Source organism: Klebsiella sp. Lac1 (assembly GCF_009825425.1).
GTDB classification, from domain to species: Bacteria; Pseudomonadota; Gammaproteobacteria; order Enterobacterales; family Enterobacteriaceae; genus Klebsiella; species Klebsiella electrica.
Map to the genome: position 1 here is coordinate 55,034 of NZ_VJZJ01000003.1, position 16,064 is coordinate 71,097.

Genomic DNA, 16,064 nt, shown 5'->3' on the forward strand with positions numbered 1-16,064 from the left:
AAGTCCAGCTCATCTTTCGCACTATCTCCCTGTCGAGTATTGGTGTGTCAGATTCAGGAGCTGCAATGGATAACGTCTTTCATCAACCGCAGGGTGGCAACGAGATGCCACGTTTTGGCGGCCGCGCAACGATGATGCGCCTGCCATTTATTGAAAATTTACAGGGACTTGATGCGGCATTCGTCGGCATCCCGTTAGACATCGGTACTTCTCAGCGATCCGGCACCCGCTACGGGCCGCGCTATATCCGCGCCGAATCGGTGATGATTCGCCCCTATAACATGGCAACCGGGGCGGCGCCTTTCGAATCGCTGTCGGTGGCCGACATTGGCGACGTACCGATAAATACCTACAACCTGCTCAAATCGGTGCAGATTATCGAGGATTACTACACGGATTTGAATAGTTTCCCGCTAATCCCGCTGACCCTAGGCGGAGATCACACCATCACCCTGCCGATCCTGCGCGCCCTGACAAAAAAACATGGTCCGGTTGGCCTGATTCATGTCGATGCGCATACCGATACCAATGATGAAATGTTCGGGGAAAAAATCGCCCACGGCACCACCTTCCGCCGCGCCGTAGAAGAGGGTCTGCTGGATCTCAAACGGGTAGTGCAGATTGGTCAGCGTGCCCAGGGTTACGCCGCCGGCGACTTCCAGTGGGGCGTTGACCAGGGTTTTCGTCTGGTACAGGCGGAGCAGTGCTGGCACAAGTCTCTCGCCCCGCTGATGGCTGAAGTCCGCCAGCAGATGGGCAATGGCCCGGTCTATCTCAGCTTCGATATCGACAGCCTCGACCCTATCTGGGCGCCCGGTACCGGCACGCCAGAAGTTGGCGGCCTGACATCTATTCAGGCACTGGAAATCGTCCGCGGCTGCCGCGGCCTGAACCTGATTGGCTGCGATCTGGTCGAGGTCTCGCCGCCTTACGACATCAGCGGCAACACCTCCCAGTTGGCGGCAAACCTGCTGTACGAAATGCTCTGCGTCCTGCCCGGCGTGAAATATCCATAGGGGATTCGGCTCATGCAACTCACGGTTTTTCGTACGCTTTGGGGCGTCACCACCCCGTGGCAGCAAACGGTCAGCGAGCTGAAAAGCGTCGGCTGCGGCGGCATCGAAGCACGCGTACCGCTGACCCCGGAAGAGCAGCAGACGCTGGCCCGACGCCTGCAGGAATCGGCGCTGGAGTATATCGCTATCGTGTTCAGCGGCGGTGGCGTGATCCCCGCTCAGGCCGACACGCCCCGGCAGCATCTTGAACGCCTGAAAGGTCGTTTTGATGACGCCAAAGCGCTGAACCCGCGCTTCGTTAATCTGCTGGCCGGTAACGACCGCTGGCCGCTGGCGCAGCAGGTGGATTTCCTCGGCAAGGCCCACGAACTGGCGGCGGCCTATGAGCTGACCTGCAGCTTTGAGACCCATCGCGCCACCTCGCTGTATAGCCCGTGGCTGACTCTCGAGATTATCCAGCAGCTGCCGCAGTTGCGGTTTACCGCCGACATCAGCCACTGGCTTGTGGTGAGCGAGCGTCTGCTGGATGACCCCTGCGATGATTTCAGCGCGTTTATCGACCGCGTACACCACATTCAGGCCCGCGCCGGTTACGACCAGGGGCCGCAGGTGCCCCATCCGGCGGCCCCGGAATATCAGGCTGCGCTGCAGTTTCAGCAGCGTTTCTGGCAGCAAATCTGGCACTCGCAGCGCCGACGCGGGTATCAGCACACCACGCTGACGCCCGAGTTCGGCCCCGATGGCTATCTGCATCATCTACCGTTCACCAACGTCCCGGTGGCCGACCTGTGGTCGCTGAATGCGTGGATGGCTACACATGAACAGCAGCATTTTGCCGAGTTTTTATCGTTAACCGAAAAGGAACTGCAGAAATGAGCGTTGCGAAAAATTCTTTCACTGAATTACCGACCATCGATATTGGCGACCTGAGCAGCAGCAGTCTGGCAAAGCGCCAGGCCGTCGCCGATGCGATTGGCAAAGCGGCACGCGAAGTCGGCTTTTTCTATATCACCGGTCACGGTATTGCCCCTGAACTGATCGCTGGCATCCGCGCGGCGGCCAAAACGCTCTTCGCCCTGCCGATGGAACAAAAGATGCAGTACTACATTGGCCATTCGCGCAGCCATAAAGGCTACGTCCCCGAAGGCGAAGAGATTTACGGCTCCGGCAAACCGGACCATAAAGAGGCGTTCGATATTGGTTTCCAGGCGGCGGACGACCATCCGTTTGTGCTGGCCGGCACGCCGCTGATTGGTGCCAACGAGTGGCCGGAACTGGCGGAATTTCAATCCCGGGTACTGGCCTACTATGACGCGGTTTTCGCCCTCGGCCATCGCCTGTTTGACGCCTTCGCCCTCGCCCTTGGCCTGCAGGAAGGATATTTCAAGGCGCTGGTGACCTGCCCGCCGTCCAAGCTGCGCCTGATTCACTACCCCTTTGATGCCAGCGCCGAGGATGTTCCCGGTATTGGTGCACACACCGATTACGAGTGCTTCACCCTGCTGCTCGCCGACCAGCCGGGCCTGGAAGTGCTGAACGAAGAAAGCGTCTGGATCGATGCGCCGCCGGTGAAGAGCGCCGCCGGTGAAGAGGCTTTCGTGATCAATATCGGCGACATGCTGGAAGTATTAAGCGCTGGCACATTTGTTGCTACAGCCCACCGTGTTCGCAAGGTACCGCAGGAACGCTACTCCTTCCCGCTGTTTTTCGCCTGCGATTACCACACGCTGATCCGGCCGTTGCCCAATTTTTTAGCCGCCGGGGAAGCCAGCGACTACCAGGAATTAAGCATTGGCGAGCATATGTGGAGCCAGGCGCTGCAAACCTATCGCTACCTGCGTGAGAAAGTCACCCGTGGCGAACTACAGCTTCCGGAGCGCGCCCGCGGCACCCACACCTTTGGTCACCTGAAGAAACAAGCACAGCAAAAAACCGTTAATAACCCGTGAGGATACATGATGAAAAAAACCCTTAAGACGCTCTCGCGCCGTGTGGCTTTGGGCATCGCCGTCGCCGCTTGCTTTTCTCCGCTGACCCAGGCAGCTGAACTGCTGACCGATGGCGTCTTCAAAGTCGGCATGGAGGTCACCTATCCGCCGTTTGAATCCTATGACAGCAACAACAACATCGTTGGCCTCGATCCGGAGTTTGCCGCGCTGATTGCCGAACAGCTAAAAGCGAAGCCGCAGTTGATCGACACCAAATTCACCAGTCTGATTTTAGGCATCGGCAAGAAATATGACGCGGTGATATCCGGTATGTACGTCACGCCGGAGCGCCTGAAACAGGCCGATGCGATCCCTTACGCCCTGTCCGGCGCGTCGATCATTGCCCTCAAGAGCAGCACGATTCAACCCAAAACGGAAGACGAACTCTGCGGCGTCAAGGTGGGACTGCAACAGGGCACCGCCTGGGTCGCCAGCCTGAAAAATCACTCCGATGAGTATTGCCTGAAGAACGGCAAGCCGGCGATCGGCATTCAGGAGTTCCCGACGGCGCCGGAAGCCTCGCAGGCCCTGCTATCGAAAAACATTAACGCGCAGTTAGAAATCGCCCCGGCGGCGCAAATCATTGTCGATAAGAGTCGTGGTCGCCTGGCTATCAGCTCCACGCGGCTGGTCTACCCGTTGCCGCTGGGTATTTATATTGCGAAAGGAAATAACGAACTGGCGGCCGCCATTAAATCAACATTAGCCACCTTAAAAGCCAATGGAAAATATGACGCCATTATCAAGAAATACAATTTAGAGCGCATCGATTAAATACAATAAAGCACATGAGCAACAGGAGTTAGTATGGAGTTCGATTGGGGATACTTTTTCTCATTATTTAGCGTTGGGGCATTCTGGCAGGCGTGTGTCACCGTCATTGTCGTCAGCTCATTGTCCTGGTTTATTGGCCTGGTGTTAGGATTTTTGTTAGCCTGCGCGAAACTCTCCGGCCCGCGCTGGTTAAAGGTTCCCGTCGAACTCTATATTTGGTTTTTCCGCAGCGTGCCGTTAATGGTGCTGCTGGTCTTTGTCTATAACCTGCCGCAGCTCTTCCCGGCCACGCAGCCGCTGCTTGGTATTCCGTTTATTGCCGGATTAGTGTCGATGACCGTGACCGAAGCCGCCTATATGGCGGAAATCCATCGCGGCGGATTAATGTCGGTAGCGAAAGGACAAAGCGAAGCCGGCCACGCATTAAGTTTCAGCTTTATTGGCATTCAGCGCTTAATTATTATTCCGCAGGCGTTTCGTATTTCGTTACCTACGCTGATTAATGAATACATTACGATTATTAAGCTCAGCTCAATATTATCGGTTATTTCACTTCCGGAGCTGCTGCTCACCGGCCAGCGCCTGTATGCGCAAAACTTCCTCGTCATGGAGACGCTGCTGGCGGTCGCGGTCTACTACGTCATGGTGGTGACGGTCTTCACCTGGCTGTTCCGGGCGCTGGAGAATATGCTGGATATTCAGCAAAAGCGCCCGCAGACCTTCAACGACGCCGAGTGTGAAGCCCTGCGTCAGTCGCTGAAGGCACCGCAGCCTACGGCAAAAGCCGAACCCACCAGCGGCAGCCCGCCGGCGCTCGATCTGCGCGCGATCGAGAAATCCTGGGGCCAGCATCAGGTACTGAAAGGTATCGACCTGAAAGTCGAAAACGGTCAGGTCATCAGCATTATCGGGCCGTCGGGGTCCGGTAAAACCACCCTTATCCGCACCATTAACGCGCTGGAAAGCATCGATGCCGGGGAGATCGTGCTCTATGGCGAAGATTACCTTAAGGGCGCGGCAATCGTGGATAAACCGCAGATGCGCGCCGGCGTGCGGCGTATCGGCATGGTTTTCCAGAGTTTCAATCTGTTTCCTCACCGCACGGTGCTCGATAACGTCATGCTCGCCCCGCTGTATCACAAGCTGGTTGAGCCGCAGGCGGCCAGAGAGCAGGCCCTCTATCTACTGGATCGCGTCGGCCTGCTGGCCCATGCCGAAAAATACCCCTGGCAGCTTTCCGGCGGCCAGCAGCAGCGCGTCGCCATCGCCAGGGCGCTGGCGTTAAAACCGGACATCATGTTGTTTGACGAACCCACCTCGGCGCTGGATCCCGAGTTGGTAGGGGAAGTGCTGAAGGTGATTCAGTCTCTTGCCCGCGAAGGGATGACGATGCTGATCGTCACCCATGAGATGGACTTCGCTTTATCCATCTCTGACCGGGTGGTGATGATGGAAAACGGCGTCGTGGCGAGCGATGTGCATCCGCAGCGCATCCGCAACGGCGCGGCAGACCCGGCGCTGAGCCGCATACGTGAATTTATGGGAGTGCAATAAATGACGACTGAACGTGAACTACGCCAGGATCTGGCTGCCGCCTACCGGCTTGCGGCGCTGTTTGGCTGGGAAGATACGCTGTATACCCACTTTTCCGTGCGCCTGCCGGGCGACGGCGAGCCGCGGTTTCTGATTAACCCGTTCGGCATGATGTTCGATGAGGTGACGGCGAGTAATCTCATCGTCGTCGATATGCAGGGAAAGGTCGTGGAGGGCCACGCTCCGGCCAACTCAGCCGGCTTTACCATCCACAGCGCGGTACATATGGCGCGGGAAGATGCGCATTGCGTCATCCATACCCATACGCTGCCGGGCATGGCGGTCGCCGCCTGTGAGCAGGGATTGTTACAGCTTAACCAGATCAGCACCGAGTTTTATCAGCGCGTCGGCTACCACCCGTATGAGGGCGTCGCCTTTGACCTCGACGAGCGCGAGCGAATCCAGCGTTCGCTCGGAAATCATATCGCCATGATTTTGCAAAGCCACGGCCTGCTGTCGGTGGGGCGCACCGTCGCCGATGCGTTTTACATCATGTACTACCTCAACCGCGCCTGCGAAATTCAAATGGCCTGCGCACAGCTCGCTCCGCTCAGCGCCATCCACACCATTCCTGCGCACCTGAGCCAGCACGCCTGCGAACAGCTGATGGGCGTGGAACATGAACGCCAACTGGTCTGGCAGGCGTGGTTGCGCCGCCTGAACCGTCTCGACACTTCTTACAAAGACTAACGCCTATGCCAAACCTGACTATCGTTGTCGATTGCAATGACCAGAACTATGCCCGCGAGATTTGCGAAGCGCTGCAGCTGTTCCCGGACGTAACCGCGGTCCTGCCCGAAGATCCGGCGGCACGCAGCGCAGAATATGCCAGCTGTTGGTTTCCCGATGCCAGCCTGCTGACCCGTTCGCCGGCGTTAAAATTAATTCAGGCCGCCTCGGCCGGGGTAGACCATCTCCCCGATAACCTGTTCGCCAGTTCTGTTCCGCTGTGCCGGGTGGTAGATGAGGATTTCCGCCACGGGATGTTCGAGTACGCGCTGTGGGGCGTGCTGTGGTTCCAGCGCAGTTTCGATCGCGCGCTGACGCACCAGCGTGAGCGCGTATGGAAGATTTATCCGCAGCGGGCCGCCGCCGACTTTCGTATTGGCGTGATGGGACTTGGCGAAATCGGCGGCTACATCGCCACCCGCCTCGCCGGGCTGGGGTATCACGTTTCCGGCTGGGCGCGCAGTGAGAAACAGCTCCCCGGCGTCCGGTGCTATCACGGCGATGCGCAGGCCGGTGAATTTTTTGCTGAGCTGGATGCGCTGATCAACGTTCTGCCGCTCACCGAACAGACCCGTGGTATTCTCGCCCAGCCGCTGCTCGACCAGCTTCCCACAGGCGCCGTGTTAATCAACTGCGGACGCGGCGAACATATGGTGAATCACGATATTCTGCAGGCGCTGGATAGCGGTCGACTGGCGGGCGCAGTGCTGGATGTCTTCCCCGTCGAACCCCTGCCGCAGGATGACCCGCTCTGGCAGCATCCGCAGGTGGTCATCACCCCCCATATGGCCTCGATCGCCCCGGCGCAGGTGATTGCCCGCCAGTTGCTGGAGAACATTCACCGCCAGCAACGCGCGCTGCCGCTGCACAATCTGGTGGATAAACAGCGGGGCTATTAACCCCTGCGCTGCCGATTCCCCGCCCGGCATCCGCCATCAGCTGCTACGCTTAATGGTCTGTCTGACAACACATTAAGGCCGGAGTTATGAAAATTGATCTTTCGGGGAAAGTTGCGCTGGTGACCGCATCCACGGCCGGAATTGGCTTTGCTATCGCCAAAGGGCTGGCGGCCAGCGGCGCGGAGGTGGTGGTGAACGGGCGCAGCGAGCGTAGCGTCAACGAGGCCATCGCCCGTCTGCAAAACGAGGTACCCGGCGCCAGACCGCGCGCCGCCGTTGCCGACCTCAGCGACGCCGAAGGGGTCGCGCAGCTCCTGCAAGCGGTAAACGGCGTCGATATCCTGGTCAATAACGCCGGGATTTATGGCCCGCTGGATTTCTACGACACCGACGATGCCATCTGGGAAAACTACTGGCAGACCAACGTCATGTCCGGCGTACGGCTGTCGCGTGCGCTGCTGCCGGCGATGGTGCAAAAAGGCTGGGGCCGGGTGGTGTTTATCTCTTCGGAGTCGGCGCGCAATATTCCGGCGGACATGATCCACTACGGCGTGACCAAAACCGCTCAGCTGTCGCTGGCGCGCGGGCTGGCGAAATTTGTAGCCGGTAGCGGCGTGACGGTGAACAGCGTGTTGCCCGGCCCGACGATTTCCGATGGTTTTGCCGAAATGATGAAAGACGAGGTGGCGAAAACCGGTAAACCGCTGGATCAGCTCGCCAAAGAGTTTGTGCTGGCCCATCGTCCCAGCTCGGTTATTCAGCGGGCGGCATCGGTTGATGAAGTGGCGAATATGGTGGTGTACGTCTGCTCAACTCAGGCCTCCGCCACCTCCGGCGCGGCGCTGCGCGTCGATGGCGGCGTGGTAGATGATATTGTCTGACCGCTTAGCGCCCGCCCGCTGACTAGCGGCCGGGCTTTTTGGCCGGCTCGTTAACCGACGTCATTTCGAACTGACCTTCAGGGTCCATGGCGTTGACCGCCTTTTGCAGTTCCGCGAGGGCAAACTTGAGGGAAGCCACCTCCTCCCGTAGCGCCTGCATCTCCTGCTCTTGCGTGGTGCTGCGGCTGGTTTTTGGAAAGGCTTCAAACACATCCTCTTCAAGGAACATACGAACCTGGCGGTTATCAACATTCACCAGCTGATACTTCAGCCGGCCGCTGTTGATCGCGTTATAGATAGTCTTGCGACTGACCATCGCTAACTCTATGACGTCGCTGATTCGTAACATCTTGCCCCTCTCCGCTTCCGGCCTCACCGTCTGGCGCCCATCATTTTATCTTACTGCGTGACGACGGCATCGGTGAACACTTTTGCAATCTCCTCTGGCGTCATTTTAACGATATCGTTAACGCGATCGCGATCGGCTAATAATGCGAATAAGGATTGAATAATTGCCACTTTTTCGCAAGTTTTATCAATGGCCATCATGACCACGATCTCCGGCACCACCCTCTCTTCCGGCTCATCGGTACGGTGAAACGCCACGCCGGCCCGATTGATACCGATGGCAAACCCGGTGTGGTTAACATGCTCAAACTCGGTATGCGGAATGGCGACGCTGTGGGTCTCCATAAAGATCCCCGTCGGATAGCGCTCCTCACGAGCGAGCACGCCGTCGGTGAAACTCGGTTTTACCAGACCATCCGCCAGCAGACTTTGGGCAAGGCGGGTCAGTAAGGCCATCCGACTCACGGCCTCGTTAAATGTCACCACTCGTTGAGCGCTAAACATCATTTTCCTGCCTCCGTCGCCGCTTCTGCCGGCTGTTCATTTTCCTGGGCCAGTTTGCGGCGATTCCACAACACCAGCGCGAGGGTGCACAGGGTCAGAATCCCGACGCCAATCTCTTTGAGGTGGAAGCTCTGGATAATCGCCCACGGCAACATGGCCCCGGCATAATCCACGCTGCTGATACTGGTGGTGCCCTGCGGCAGCGAGAAGCCGGTGCTGACCGCGGTGCTGGTGACAATCGGCGCCAGGTTGGTACCAATCAGCAGCGCCAGGCTCAGGGTTAACAGCCCGGTCAGCAGCGTGCGGAACATATCGCCGCGGCATACCGCCGTTACCAGAACAAAGGCAAAGGGTAAACCGGTTAATGACGCAAAAGGCAGGAACTGGTTGCCGGGAATGATGGCCGCGAGAACCAGCATCACCGGAATCATCAGCATCGAAACGGACAGCGTGACCGGATGCCCGACGCTGACGGCAGAGTCCAGACCAATGGCAATTTTACCGAACGATCCGGCTCGTGACTGGGCAATTTCCTGAATACGCTCACTGATCGGATAGACCCCTTCCATCAGCATCTTCGCCATCCGCGGAATAATGGTCATCACCGCCGCCATGGTAATCGCAGTTTGCAAAATAGCCTTGACTTCAATGCCGGAAATAATGCCGAGCAGCGCGCCGATAATAGCCCCGAGGGAAGCCGGGTCGCCGAGAATAGATAATCTCCGCTGAATCACTTCCGTATCAATTTTAATATCACGCACCACCGGAATACGGTCGACAATAGCATTCACCAGCCATGCCGCCGGAACAAATGAAGCGGAGAAACCGTGTGGCACCGAAATAGAGGGCAGATTTAAATATTTTTCAACATCGCCGCTGGTACGGTCGGCAATCACCATCGTAATAATGCAGTTAATCCCGGCGGCAAATATCCCCAGCCACAGGCTATCGGTAATAATCGTCACCAGTGAGCCGGTAAACGCGTGATGCCACAGGTTCCAGATATCGACGTTCAACACCCGGGTGGTTTTGGTGTACAGCATCAGCACGTTAATCGCCACGCACACCGGAATCACCAGCGCTCCGACGCGCGTCCCCATCGCCACCGCCGCTGCCGCGGGCCAGCCCACATCCAGCACGTTCAGATTCAGACCGAAACGCTCTACCAGCGCGTGGCTGACGGGCGTCAGAGAATCGATCATCAGGTTCACCGTAATGCTTAAGCCGATAAACCCGATCCCCACCATTAAGCCCGCTTTCAGGGCTTTACTGAGGGACAGACGTAATAATAGACCGAGGAGCATAAATATCAGCGGCATCATCACCGATGCGCCTAAACCCACGATGTAATCAACAATAAACATAGCTTAACCCTCGGCGAGAATTAATTCTTTCACGCTGTTGAACACTTTATCGGTACCCATGCCGGTTAATAGCGGCAGAGCGTTAATGACCGGAACGGACAGCGCAACGGGCGACGTCGAGACGATAAAATCGACATCGTCACGGGTTTTGGCTTCCGCAACGGTACCTTGTGAAATACGAACCTTATCGAGGATATTTTCTTTTTTCAGGAAGTCCTGCAGTTTATTTAAGGCGACGGTACTGGTCGCTACGCCAGCGCCGCAGCAAATCATCATGTGTTTCATATGAATTCCTCTCTGTTTTGGTGAGGGGAATTAAAACATGCGGAGGGGAGAGGAATTGTGATCAGTGTGTAATTTTACACACTGAATACACAAAGGAGGGTAAAAAGACAGTAATCAATTGATAACTATGAGAATTAAGTTTTATCTGAACGATAATCAGGCAAAAACCGTGATATAGATCTCATTAAATGGCTCGTTCATCACAACATTTCCGCTTTTCATCTCAGGGCTGCGGCGCGTTATCCGTAATACCGTAGGCGGCATATTTCTGCAGCAAAGCATGATATTCCCCGTTGTCACGCAGCGTTTTCAATGCCGAAGTCAGCTGCTGCGCCAGCGCCGTGTTGCCTTTGCGAACGTAAATCCCCAGCGTTTGCGGGTAAATCGTCTGCGGGGAACTCACCTTCAGGCGGCCTTTACTACGCTGGGTAAACAGGCTGACCACGCCAGCGATATCCACCTGGGCCTGAATATTTCCGGAGAGCAGCGCCTGCAGCGTCTCCGGCGAGGTCGGGAACTCTTTAATCTCAATAGCCCCTTTGCCCTGCCGCTGGCAATCGCCTGCCGAAAGCGCCTGCAGCTTTTTCACCCATGAAGTCCCCTGCTGTAGTCCGACGGTTAGCCCACAGAGATCGTGTTCCGTTTGCGGCGCCACGGGACTGTCGCTGCGCACCATAATATAGGCCCCGGTGTTGGCGTACGGGATAGCATCCGCCTGACGGGTACGTTCCTCGGTGATATAGAGCGCCGAGATCACCGCATCCTGGCGCCCGCCGCTCAGACCAAGGATCAGGCTGCTGAATTTCGTATCCACCAGCTGGAGCGTTAAGCCTGTTTGCTGGCTGAGCAGCGCCGCCAGTTCGGCATCGAACCCCACGATGGCGTCATCCTGCCAGGATTCAAATGGCGGGTAGGCCACTTCCATAGCTATTTTTATTTTTCCCGGTGAGAGAGTGGCATCGGTCGCATTGGCCGCCGATGCCAGCCCCAACGCCAGTCCCAGCGTGGTCGCAAGATAACCTAATGAGAGACATTTTTTCATCAGTTGGCTCCGGTTAAGCAGAAATACGCCGATGATGAGCATCGGCAAGCTGGCAAAGCAGTTCGAACATCAGGGTCGCGCCGGTCAGGCTGGTGAGATTGCCCTGGTCAAACGGCGGCGACACCTCCACCAGGTCGGCACCAATCAGGTTCAACCCGGCAAGCTGGCGGAGACAATGCTGCGCCTGCAAGGTGGTCATACCGCCAATTTCCGGCGTTCCGGTGCCGGGGGCATAGACCGGATCCAGCACGTCGATATCAAAGCTGATGTAGGTGGGCTGGTCGCCGACAATCTCCCGCGCCCGCTGCATCACCCGCTCGACGCCCAGTTCATTGACCAGCTCCATACGGATAATCGTGATGCCGTTTTCCTCCGCCCAGCGGTGTTCATCCGCGGAGAACAGCGCGCCGCGAATACCGATTTGCACCGTGCGTCTCGGGTCGAGAACCCCCTCTTCCACGGCGCGGCGAAACGGGGTGCCGTGGGTAAAGCGCTCACCGCCAAAATAGCTGTCGTTGGTGTCCGAATGGGCATCAAAATGGATCATGCCCAGCGGCTTATTCCGTCCCAGCGCCCGCAAAATCGGCAAGGTGGTGAGATGGTCGCCCCCCGCGGTTAACGGCATTACCTGCTGCTGATTAAGGGCGTGATACCAGGCCTCAATGCGCGCCAGGCTATCCTGCATATCCACGGGATTAATTCGCACATCGCCCAGATCGCCCACCCGCGCATAATCGTAGGGAGAGCGGCGGGTCACCGGGTGGATCCGGCGCACCAGGCTGGAGGCATTGCGCAGTTCGCGCGGCCCGTGGCGTGTGCCGGCACGGTTAGTGGTTCCGCCATCCCACGGCACCCCCACCACGCTGATATCCAGTTCGGTGGTCTGCGGGGCAAAAGGAAGACGGAAAAAGGTCGGTAATCCGCTGAAGCGCGGAATTTCACCATCCTGCGGCTGCGGGTACTCATGTTCAGTTGCGGATGTCATTGCAGTTTCTCCATGGCTTATCGGGGCGATAAAGAGATACTGCGGAACGTAGTACAGAGAAAAAATAGTCAAAGCCAAAAAATTAGTTTAGAAAAATAAAAACAAAACCCGGGACTTACAGTGGAGTATTCCCCTATGTCAGTGGGCAAATTTCCCAATCTGCGCCTGTTACACGTTTTTATCACCGTCGCAAAATATCAGGGCTACGCCAACGCCCAGCAGGAGCTTAACCTGACGGTTTCGGCCATCAGCAACTATATGAGTGAGCTTGAAGAGAAGCTGGGAATCATTCTGTGTCGCCGTGGCAGAGGCGGATTCTCGCTGACGGAAAAAGGGGAAACCGTTCTTCAGCAAAGTATCGATTTGCTAAATTCGCTGGAGGATTTCGAACGCAATACGGCCACTCTGCGGGGCGAGCAAACCGGGATCTTTAATCTTGGCGTCATCGATTCTACGATTACCGATCCGATGCTGCCCATGAGCGATATTATTGCGACATTCAGCGAACGCTTCCCGCGGGTACAGATAAACCTGCAGGTCAGAAGTCCGAACGCGCTTTTACAGGGCGTGTTGAATAACGAACTGGATCTCGCCGTCGGGACCTTCTCACTTCAGGCCAAAAGCGTGATTTCTCATCCGCTCTATCGCGAACAAAACTGGCTCTACTGCGGCGATAAGCACCCGCTCTTTACCGTTAAACATCTGACGGAAGCGCTGATTTCGCCGATGCGGATGGTCACCCGCAGCTACTGGAGCAGCAGTGATTTGGGGCGTAAAGGCTTTAAGCAGAGCGAAGCCAGCGCCGAAAGTATGGAAGCACAGCTGATGCTCATCTTGTCCGGCAAATATATCGGCTATCTGCCGGAGCACTATGCGCTGCCGTGGGTACAAGCGCAAAATCTGCGCGCCCTGCTGCCGACAGAATATGGCTACCAGGCTCCCTTTTCGCTGATCTTTCGCCGCGGGCGCAGCAAAGAGACGTTAATTCGCGCGATGCGGGATACCGTCCGCGCTCGCGTGAAAGGGCGAAAAGGCTAAAGGCCGCAGGGCGGAAAAATCTGACGCTTACTCCCGACCGCCGGCACCTACTCGTGAATCTTCCATTTTTGTTTGAGGATATTTTTATCCTGGCTGTCCAGCCAGTGGTTCACCTTCTCCAGCAGCGGCTGATTATCTTTGTTCATCATATAGACTTTAAAACTGGCGGTGCCCGGGAAGGGTTTATCCGTCGCCACGCAGAAGACGCCGGGTTCTTTGTTCTGGTAATAGACGCCTTCAATCAGGTCGGTAACCATCATATCGGCGGTTTTCTGGCGTAACGCCTCAAGATTATCGACGTTATTTTTGACCCTGATAATCTGCGCATGTTTGATATGAGCATCGACGTAGCTCTGGTTGGTGCCGCCCGGGTTAACAATCACTTTCACATTGGGGCGGTCGATCTTTTCCAGGCTACCGAGTGCCGGGGCCGCCATACAGTTCGCCAGGGCTATCTTACCGTTTGCCACCACCGGATGGCTGAGGGCGAAATCTTTTGCCCGCTCCGGGGTTTCCGTGACCCCGCCCATCGCAATATCAAACTTATCGGCCTTCAGATCGCTGGAAAGCGTCGGCCAGCTGGTCAGCACAAAGTTGACTTTTAGCCCCAGCTTCTGCCCCAGATCCTTTGCCATATCCACGTCGTAACCGCGCAGCTCACCCGCTGCGTTGTGGAACGCCAGCGGGGCATAGTCGCCCGGAACGCCCACTTTCAATTCGCCGCTTTGTTGAATCGCCTGCAGATCCCGCGCCTGGCTCGCGCAGGCAAGGCTCGCGAGTACCAGGGCCAGACAGACCTTTAAGTTCATACCCTCATCCTTATTAGTACGTGCGTTGTTGAAGAGGTTGCGCGATTTTGCCGCGCGTTATCCCCGGCTCATTTGTTGCACAAATTACGGCGTTGTTAATCGTATGTTTTATTTTTGTGATGCACAACCAGGAAACGTTGCACTTTCTTTGTGCATATTTTGGCGAAAATATACGCTCATAGTTCGCCTGCCTCGCGCATTTCCCCAGTGATAGCGCAAAAAACGGTTTTCCGGAATAGCTGGCATGCATCGTGCTTTGTTAGTTGAGTAACACAATGCGGGTTCATGAGAGAGAAATCTCATTGAGAGGCGGGTATGAACGATAACTCCAGGCTGTTTCGCACCATCGAGTCGATATTTAGCCAGCTGACGCCAAGTGAAAAACGCATCGGCAGCTGGCTGCTGAGCCATCGGGAACATATCCCTTATGAAACGGCCGATAGCATCGCGCTGGCAACCGGCACCAGCGGGATCACCGTCGGCCGCTGCCTGCGCAAACTCGGCTATCGCAACCTCGACGATGTCAAAAACGGTCTGAAAGAACATACCCCGGCGCCCTATAAACACTGGGGCGTCATCGACCGCCTCGACTCCTGGGCGCAGCAGCAAACCCAGCCCGATCGCGCCAGCCTGTCGCTACAGATGGAGCTGGATGCGATCCGCTATGTCTATCAGCTGGCGCAGGAAGAGACCTTCGCCCGGGTCAGCAGGCGGATCGCCCAGGCCGATGCGGTGATGGTGCTCGGGATCCAGTCCACCCGGGGCATCGCCAACAGCTTTTTTAGCCATCTCGAATACCTGCGCCCGCGCGTGACCTATGCCGACGGCAGCTCCGGTAGCTGGCTGGAGTCGCTGAACTCCGAATATGAACATCCTTACATCATCCTGACCGATACCCGCGCCTATTCCAGCACCGCGCGCCAGTTCTGTCGGGTTGCCGCCGAGCGGCATATTGCCACCGCGCTGGTCACCGATATCTGGTGTCCGTGGGCCCGCGATTATCCGGTCGATCTGCTGCAGGTCAAAACCGATACCGGTCATTTTTGGGACTCCCTTGCCCCCATCAGCTGTCTTTTCAACCTGCTGCTCTCCGCGGTCGTCGAGCAACTCGGGCCGTCGCTGTCGCGTCGGCTGGCCGAAAACCGGGCGCTGCAGCAGGAATTTGGTCAATTTGAACGTGAATAAGCGCCTGCGCGTCAGGCTTCAGGACAGGAAACAATAAATGAATAAGCAACTCACCCTGGTCGATATCAGCGCGCGCTTTCCGGCTCTGCCTGTCGATCTCAAATATGCCAGCGCCGATAACATTACCGGCCAGCCCATTTATAGCGAAGCCCGCTGCCTGCTGCACCCGGATGCGGCGGCGGCGCTGGAGAAGTCGCTGCGCATCGCGCAGCTGGCGGGTCTGAACCTGCTGGTGTTCGATGCCTATCGTCCGCAGCAGGCGCAGCAGCGCCTGTGGGACGCCTGTCCGAACCAGGACTACGTGGTGCCGATTGCGCTGGGTTCGAACCACAGCCGCGGTACCGCTATTGATGTGACGTTAATCGACGAAAACGGCCAGCCGCTGGATATGGGCACCGCCTTCGATGAGATGGACGATCTCTCTCACCCTTATCACCCGGCGGTTCCCCAGGCCGCCCAACGTAACCGCCTGCTGTTGAACGCCATTATGTTTGGCGGCGGCTTTAAGGGTATTTCCACGGAATGGTGGCACTTCGAATTACCGGATGCGGCCGGTTATCCGCTCCTTGATGATGTTTTCACCTGCCTGTCCCCCGCTCACCCTGACGGAGTCATGCCATGAAT

Annotated in this window: 18 protein-coding genes; 11 read left to right on the forward strand and 7 right to left on the reverse strand. The window is 56.9% G+C overall.

All coding sequences use genetic code 11. The annotated features are described in order from the left end of the window. The first annotated feature begins 65 nt into the window (after positions 1-65). The 8 genes from speB (FNY10_RS19255) to FNY10_RS19290 all read left to right on the forward strand — a co-directional run bounded on the left by speB (FNY10_RS19255) (position 66) and on the right by FNY10_RS19290 (position 7,880). On the forward strand, positions 66-1,016 hold the full coding sequence (gene speB / locus FNY10_RS19255) for an agmatinase (RefSeq protein ID WP_100685846.1): 951 nt from the start codon (positions 66-68) through the stop codon (positions 1,014-1,016). A gap of 12 nt (positions 1,017-1,028) precedes the next feature. Continuing rightward, positions 1,029-1,892 carry a sugar phosphate isomerase/epimerase family protein gene (locus tag FNY10_RS19260; RefSeq protein WP_131048878.1) on the forward strand — a complete coding sequence of 288 codons (864 nt, stop codon included), beginning with the start codon at positions 1,029-1,031 and terminating at the stop codon, positions 1,890-1,892. Further along, positions 1,889-2,965: an isopenicillin N synthase family dioxygenase gene (locus FNY10_RS19265; RefSeq protein ID WP_141963798.1), complete on the forward strand. Its 1,077-nt coding sequence runs from the start codon at positions 1,889-1,891 to the stop codon at positions 2,963-2,965. The genes FNY10_RS19260 and FNY10_RS19265 overlap by 4 nt, the downstream gene beginning before the upstream one ends. A 9-nt stretch (positions 2,966-2,974) precedes the next feature. After that, positions 2,975-3,778 (forward strand): ABC transporter substrate-binding protein, encoded by an 804-nt coding sequence (locus tag FNY10_RS19270; RefSeq protein ID WP_131048880.1) that lies wholly within the window; start codon positions 2,975-2,977, stop codon positions 3,776-3,778. Between the two features lie 33 nt (positions 3,779-3,811). Further along, a complete protein-coding gene (locus FNY10_RS19275) occupies positions 3,812-5,332 on the forward strand; it encodes an amino acid ABC transporter permease/ATP-binding protein (protein WP_160703084.1) in 1,521 nt (506 codons plus the stop codon). After that, a complete protein-coding gene (locus tag FNY10_RS19280; RefSeq protein WP_100685841.1) occupies positions 5,333-6,061 on the forward strand; it encodes a class II aldolase/adducin family protein in 729 nt (242 codons plus the stop codon). Between the two features lie 5 nt (positions 6,062-6,066). Further along, on the forward strand, positions 6,067-6,999 hold the full coding sequence (locus FNY10_RS19285; RefSeq protein ID WP_160703085.1) for a 2-hydroxyacid dehydrogenase: 933 nt from the start codon (positions 6,067-6,069) through the stop codon (positions 6,997-6,999). An 86-nt stretch (positions 7,000-7,085) separates the two neighbouring features. Beyond that, positions 7,086-7,880, forward strand: coding sequence for an SDR family NAD(P)-dependent oxidoreductase (locus FNY10_RS19290; RefSeq protein ID WP_160703086.1), 795 nt, complete (start codon positions 7,086-7,088; stop codon positions 7,878-7,880). 22 nt (positions 7,881-7,902) lie between these two features. On the opposite strand, the gene FNY10_RS19295 is transcribed toward FNY10_RS19290, so the two are convergent. The 6 genes from FNY10_RS19295 to speB (FNY10_RS19320) form a co-directional block, all read right to left on the reverse strand. Continuing rightward, entirely contained in the window at positions 7,903-8,229 is a 327-nt protein-coding gene (locus FNY10_RS19295; protein WP_131048884.1) for a DNA-binding protein, read from the reverse strand. A gap of 50 nt (positions 8,230-8,279) precedes the next feature. Continuing rightward, positions 8,280-8,735: a PTS sugar transporter subunit IIA gene (locus FNY10_RS19300; RefSeq protein ID WP_160703087.1), complete on the reverse strand. Its 456-nt coding sequence runs from the start codon at positions 8,733-8,735 to the stop codon at positions 8,280-8,282. Beyond that, positions 8,732-10,096: a PTS galactitol transporter subunit IIC gene (locus FNY10_RS19305; RefSeq protein ID WP_141963794.1), complete on the reverse strand. Its 1,365-nt coding sequence runs from the start codon at positions 10,094-10,096 to the stop codon at positions 8,732-8,734. The genes FNY10_RS19300 and FNY10_RS19305 overlap by 4 nt, the downstream gene beginning before the upstream one ends. 3 nt (positions 10,097-10,099) lie before the next feature. Next, a complete protein-coding gene (locus tag FNY10_RS19310; protein WP_032696809.1) occupies positions 10,100-10,381 on the reverse strand; it encodes a PTS sugar transporter subunit IIB in 282 nt (93 codons plus the stop codon). Between the two features lie 223 nt (positions 10,382-10,604). Beyond that, positions 10,605-11,423 (reverse strand): ABC transporter substrate-binding protein, encoded by an 819-nt coding sequence (locus tag FNY10_RS19315; RefSeq protein ID WP_160703088.1) that lies wholly within the window; start codon positions 11,421-11,423, stop codon positions 10,605-10,607. Between the two features lie 13 nt (positions 11,424-11,436). Further along, entirely contained in the window at positions 11,437-12,408 is a 972-nt protein-coding gene (gene speB, locus FNY10_RS19320) for an agmatinase (protein WP_160703089.1), read from the reverse strand. Positions 12,409-12,543: 135 nt separating this feature from the next. On the opposite strand from speB (FNY10_RS19320), the gene FNY10_RS19325 reads away from it, so the two are divergent. Then, positions 12,544-13,446: a LysR family transcriptional regulator gene (locus FNY10_RS19325; protein WP_160703090.1), complete on the forward strand. Its 903-nt coding sequence runs from the start codon at positions 12,544-12,546 to the stop codon at positions 13,444-13,446. Between the two features lie 47 nt (positions 13,447-13,493). Here the strand turns inward: FNY10_RS19325 and FNY10_RS19330 are convergent, their stop codons facing one another. Then, entirely contained in the window at positions 13,494-14,255 is a 762-nt protein-coding gene (locus tag FNY10_RS19330; protein ID WP_141963791.1) for a transporter substrate-binding domain-containing protein, read from the reverse strand. Positions 14,256-14,570: 315 nt separating this feature from the next. On the opposite strand from FNY10_RS19330, the gene FNY10_RS19335 reads away from it, so the two are divergent. Continuing rightward, on the forward strand, positions 14,571-15,440 hold the full coding sequence (locus FNY10_RS19335) for a MurR/RpiR family transcriptional regulator (RefSeq protein WP_131048889.1): 870 nt from the start codon (positions 14,571-14,573) through the stop codon (positions 15,438-15,440). Between the two features lie 37 nt (positions 15,441-15,477). Next, positions 15,478-16,062 carry a D-alanyl-D-alanine dipeptidase gene (gene ddpX / locus FNY10_RS19340; protein ID WP_160703091.1) on the forward strand — a complete coding sequence of 195 codons (585 nt, stop codon included), beginning with the start codon at positions 15,478-15,480 and terminating at the stop codon, positions 16,060-16,062. The last annotated feature ends 2 nt before the right edge of the window (positions 16,063-16,064 follow it).

Bases quoted from the DNA above. Each gene is read 5' to 3' on its own strand.
- speB (WP_100685846.1), top strand. From the start codon at position 66: ATGGATAACGTCTTTCATCAACCGCAGGGTGGCAACGAGATGCCACGT.
- FNY10_RS19260 (WP_131048878.1), top strand. From the start codon at position 1,029: ATGCAACTCACGGTTTTTCGTACGCTTTGGGGCGTCACCACCCCGTGG.
- FNY10_RS19265 (WP_141963798.1), top strand. From the start codon at position 1,889: ATGAGCGTTGCGAAAAATTCTTTCACTGAATTACCGACCATCGATATT.
- FNY10_RS19270 (WP_131048880.1), top strand. From the start codon at position 2,975: ATGAAAAAAACCCTTAAGACGCTCTCGCGCCGTGTGGCTTTGGGCATC.
- FNY10_RS19275 (WP_160703084.1), top strand. From the start codon at position 3,812: ATGGAGTTCGATTGGGGATACTTTTTCTCATTATTTAGCGTTGGGGCA.
- FNY10_RS19280 (WP_100685841.1), top strand. From the start codon at position 5,333: ATGACGACTGAACGTGAACTACGCCAGGATCTGGCTGCCGCCTACCGG.
- FNY10_RS19285 (WP_160703085.1), top strand. From the start codon at position 6,067: ATGCCAAACCTGACTATCGTTGTCGATTGCAATGACCAGAACTATGCC.
- FNY10_RS19290 (WP_160703086.1), top strand. From the start codon at position 7,086: ATGAAAATTGATCTTTCGGGGAAAGTTGCGCTGGTGACCGCATCCACG.
- FNY10_RS19295 (WP_131048884.1), bottom strand. From the start codon at position 8,229: ATGTTACGAATCAGCGACGTCATAGAGTTAGCGATGGTCAGTCGCAAG.
- FNY10_RS19300 (WP_160703087.1), bottom strand. From the start codon at position 8,735: ATGATGTTTAGCGCTCAACGAGTGGTGACATTTAACGAGGCCGTGAGT.
- FNY10_RS19305 (WP_141963794.1), bottom strand. From the start codon at position 10,096: ATGTTTATTGTTGATTACATCGTGGGTTTAGGCGCATCGGTGATGATG.
- FNY10_RS19310 (WP_032696809.1), bottom strand. From the start codon at position 10,381: ATGAAACACATGATGATTTGCTGCGGCGCTGGCGTAGCGACCAGTACC.
- FNY10_RS19315 (WP_160703088.1), bottom strand. From the start codon at position 11,423: ATGAAAAAATGTCTCTCATTAGGTTATCTTGCGACCACGCTGGGACTG.
- speB (WP_160703089.1), bottom strand. From the start codon at position 12,408: ATGACATCCGCAACTGAACATGAGTACCCGCAGCCGCAGGATGGTGAA.
- FNY10_RS19325 (WP_160703090.1), top strand. From the start codon at position 12,544: ATGTCAGTGGGCAAATTTCCCAATCTGCGCCTGTTACACGTTTTTATC.
- FNY10_RS19330 (WP_141963791.1), bottom strand. From the start codon at position 14,255: ATGAACTTAAAGGTCTGTCTGGCCCTGGTACTCGCGAGCCTTGCCTGC.
- FNY10_RS19335 (WP_131048889.1), top strand. From the start codon at position 14,571: ATGAACGATAACTCCAGGCTGTTTCGCACCATCGAGTCGATATTTAGC.
- ddpX (WP_160703091.1), top strand. From the start codon at position 15,478: ATGAATAAGCAACTCACCCTGGTCGATATCAGCGCGCGCTTTCCGGCT.